The organism is Shewanella surugensis (assembly GCF_023284005.1).
Taxonomy (GTDB): Bacteria; Pseudomonadota; Gammaproteobacteria; order Enterobacterales; family Shewanellaceae; genus Shewanella; species Shewanella surugensis.
The window spans coordinates 1-3,756 of record NZ_JAKIKS010000233.1 but is presented as its reverse complement, the minus strand read 5'-3'; the positions used below and the strand labels follow the sequence as shown (position 1 = coordinate 3,756).

Genomic DNA, 3,756 nt, shown 5'->3' with positions numbered 1-3,756 from the left:
TATTGGTTTTTCATTTGAGAACCTTGGCCGATTTTGTGAGAGATTGAAGCTTATAGGCAGCTAACCCTCTTTTCTATACCAAAGTGTGTCGGTTATTATGGCAATCTAAGGTTAACCACTCAAACCCAACGACCTGCTAGAATATCATTGCACGCTAGGGTGAGTGCTTCACGAATAACTTTATCGGTTTTTTTATCGGTTTTTGTCATACTGACTCCTAATGTCCCACAAAAAAGGTTAATTATACCCAAGTCACTTAAAGATGCATCTTTAGCGGGTTTTGGGGTAGCCAAATCACTTGGAGATCATGAGCTAAATACGCCATAATCTACTTTTTAACTTAGATGAAGATCTTATGTCTCACACACAACAAGATTATTTTTCACAAGCCTGTGAAAATAATAAAGCCCCTATTCTTGAGCAGCTTTTACCGATTTTTGCCAACAGTCGTAACGTATTAGAAATTGGCAGTGGCACAGGGCAACACGCGGTTTATTTTGCCAAACATTTCCCTCATCTGAGTTGGCAAACCAGTGATAGACCGGTTTATCATCGAGGCATTCATCATTGGTTAACCGCGCAGCCCAGTAATAACTTGCGCTCACCTTTATTACTTGATGTCACTGAACCATGGCCCTTAACGCAAAAAGTGGATGCCATCTTCACCGCCAATACATTGCATATTATGAGTAAAGCCATGGTCGAAGCCTTTTTTCATGGCGTAGGCCAACACTTAACAATACAAGGCAACCTCTGTATTTATGGCCCTTTTAATCAACAAGGACACTACTCCAGTGACAGTAATCGTCAATTCGATGTGCATCTTAAAAATAACAACCCAAGCAGTGGCATTAAAGCGCTCGAATGGATCGAGCGATTGGCTAATCAGCAAGGATTAAAGTTAAAGATAAAAGAAAACATGCCTGCTAATAATTTATTTTTGCATTTTAAAAAAGAAAATGAGTCATTTAAAAATCAATGAAACCCATACAAAAAAGCCACCCTCGGCAGAAGGTGGCTCTATTCACTTGATTTAGTCAGCCTCGTTTATCAATCAATGGCACTGTACATACGTCGAAAAATATTGACTGGCTATCGCATCACGGTTAGGTGAGCCAATTCGAATATTCAGCGTATTATCACCACATTGATCAACGGTAAAAGGCACATTCACATTTTTATGCTTAAAAATCCGACCGACCCGCTGCATACCAATGATATTATCTTCACTATCAGTAATATATATTAATTGTGATTGAGTATCATATTGCGTACTCAAGCCTAGATTAACACTGGTTTCATCTTGATTATTCACCGTTATCATAATGGGGTTAACAGGTATAGCGTTAACTAAAGTTATATCATCGACAATATCACCTAGAGTAGTCACACGGCTCACTGCTGAAGTTGCTGCAACCACGGGAATACCTTTCGGTAATACGTTAAACTCTTGTGGGTACATACCTACATTGTTAGTAAATGTCATACTCACTTCCCCTAAATCAGGAGAATCCAGGGTTACATATTGCAATGGCACTTCACTAATATCTCGAAATAGAGGCGAAGTATGTGTATCAGATAACCCCTTACCTGGCTGCTCAGCTATCATATTACCATTACTATCTTCCGCCCATGCGACAACCCAGAAATGATAACGTCCTTGAGCATTCGTCGTATCCCAATTCACCTTTGCCATCTTCCAATTATCCATAGAGACTGAACTGTAGCTCGCACTAGGAATTTCAGATAACCATGTCTCATCAATCAACTGTGCAGAATCAGGGGCTAAATAACCAGAGCTGGCGACAGATTGACGATAAAACTGCACATGTACTCTACTACCTGCAGGCATATCCCTTAAACTGTAATTATAAATACGCACCTGTAAGCTCAACTTTTCTCCTTCTTCTGCTTCAAAACGTGTCTCCCCCCCACCTTGTGGCGTGACAAATAAACCGCGCATATTATAAAAAGGACTAAAATTTTCCCTCCCTGAAACCGTTGGCTGATAAGGCATAGTACACACAAAGCGTGTTAAACAATTTAGTCCATCGTCATCCAATGATATAGTGCTAAAATTTGTGGTATCCCAACGTGTCGGGTTATTTAAGCCAATATCAATTGACGAAAAACCTTCTTTAGAGCGCCACCAAGTTCCCATATAATTACTAGGTAAATTTCGAAAATCCACATAATACCCCAACTTCATATACCCACCCGCTAATGCGCCTGTTTCACTGCCAGCAATGGCTTCCTTCACCACCTCAGGCATGAAAGGATCAGTCGTCACAATATCGCTGCTATCGAGTTTATCACCAAAAACAACAGGCGTAATGGGATAGCCATATTCTGTTGGCGATCTAAAGCTATTTGGCAAAGCAACGGTAACCGATGAACCAGCCTCATAATTACTGGTGTCGGTTATCACTCCTGAACTCGTCACTGAGCCTTCATATTTTACATCAAATGAATTGGTATATCCTACGCCAGTTAATTTTGAAAAGGAGCCACTCGTTCCATAAGAGCCACTGAAACCCGCATTCCAAGTGCCTTTATTGATCAAGGTCGTTTTTGTTGAAGACGTTGTGCCATTCAACCATGCCATTTTAAAACTACTGCTGCCAGTAGACGTATAAAAGGTATTATCAACTTGTGATAATGCCATAATGGGATTGCCATAACCCGCTTCTAATTGCGTAAATGAACGCGGGTAAGATAGTACATTGTTCACTTCATGTACCGGTTGATACCAAGCCACTTGACCGCCATCAACATAAGCACGAGACATTTCAGATTGGCGGGTATACATCACATATTGTTGACCTTTTTCACTATCATCACAGGCATCCCCCTCAGGGCAAACACTGCCGCCTAGCACAGGATAAATGAAATACTCTTTACTTTGACTCAATACCCCTATTCTGTCTTGATTCCCAGCGGTTAAAGCCAGATCCGTAGAATAAGTACTGGTATTCTGATTAGCTTCATCCGCTGTTTTTTCATTAACATAACCGGCTCCAGCCGTTGCTTTAAACGAACCTTTAGCAGGACCAACACTAACAGACGCTTCAGCGGTCACCTGACTAGCAACTGAGTGAGTTAATGTTGTCACATCCTTAACCTCATAACCTTTTGAACTTGATGTTTTTTGTTCAAAATGAGTTACGTAATTATCTCCATCCATGGTCAAATTCACGACACGATAGTCTGATAACTGAGGCTCCACATTGGTATTCCCCGCAGGCAACATAAAATCCACATGTGTAGGTGTCGCCCCCATAATCAAAAAAGGTTTTTGTATTATCGGTGTTTTATAATAAAGAGGTTCACCTAATTGCAAAGATTGCCCCTGAAAATCTCCTGTAGACAACATATTTTTCGCACGACGATCGGATTTAGTTATTGTAGCCTCATAATTCATACGATAAGGCCTAAAAGGAACATCTAATTGATTCTCAATTTTATAAGAATAATGACTATCATATCTTGCATAAGGAAAAATTTGTGAGCGACCATCTTCAGTGATGCTTTGATTAAGTTTAAATATCACTGTTTTGAGCTTATTTATTGCCGCAGGGTCATTACTGATCTTTACAAGCGCCAATGAATTAATAAAATCTGTCTCTTCAAGCGCCCTATCAGTTGGCCAGGGCGGGAGCATACTTTGTCGGATAATTAACCAAAGAAAACTTTTGCCCTGTAATCATCGTCCCAACTCGCCTTTTTTAGCTTATTTCGCTGACTTGGCGCACCGCA

At 40.4% G+C, this 3,756-nt stretch carries 2 protein-coding genes; one reads left to right on the top strand and one right to left on the bottom strand.

What is annotated here, in order from left to right; all coding sequences use genetic code 11:
- The first annotated feature begins 355 nt into the window (after positions 1 to 355).
- Positions 356 to 982 (top strand): DUF938 domain-containing protein, encoded by a 627-nt coding sequence (locus L2764_RS26220; protein ID WP_248943287.1) that lies wholly within the window; start codon positions 356 to 358, stop codon positions 980 to 982.
- 72 nt (positions 983 to 1,054) lie between these two features.
- Here L2764_RS26220 and L2764_RS26215 read toward each other — a convergent pair whose 3' ends face one another.
- Complete coding sequence (locus L2764_RS26215) at positions 1,055 to 3,661, bottom strand: hypothetical protein (protein WP_248943286.1); 2,607 nt, start codon at positions 3,659 to 3,661, stop codon at positions 1,055 to 1,057.
- Between the last annotated feature and the right edge of the window lie 95 nt (positions 3,662 to 3,756).

Bases quoted from the DNA above. Each gene is read 5' to 3' on its own strand.
- L2764_RS26220 (WP_248943287.1), top strand. From the start codon at position 356: ATGTCTCACACACAACAAGATTATTTTTCACAAGCCTGTGAAAATAAT.
- L2764_RS26215 (WP_248943286.1), bottom strand. From the start codon at position 3,661: ATGCTCCCGCCCTGGCCAACTGATAGGGCGCTTGAAGAGACAGATTTT.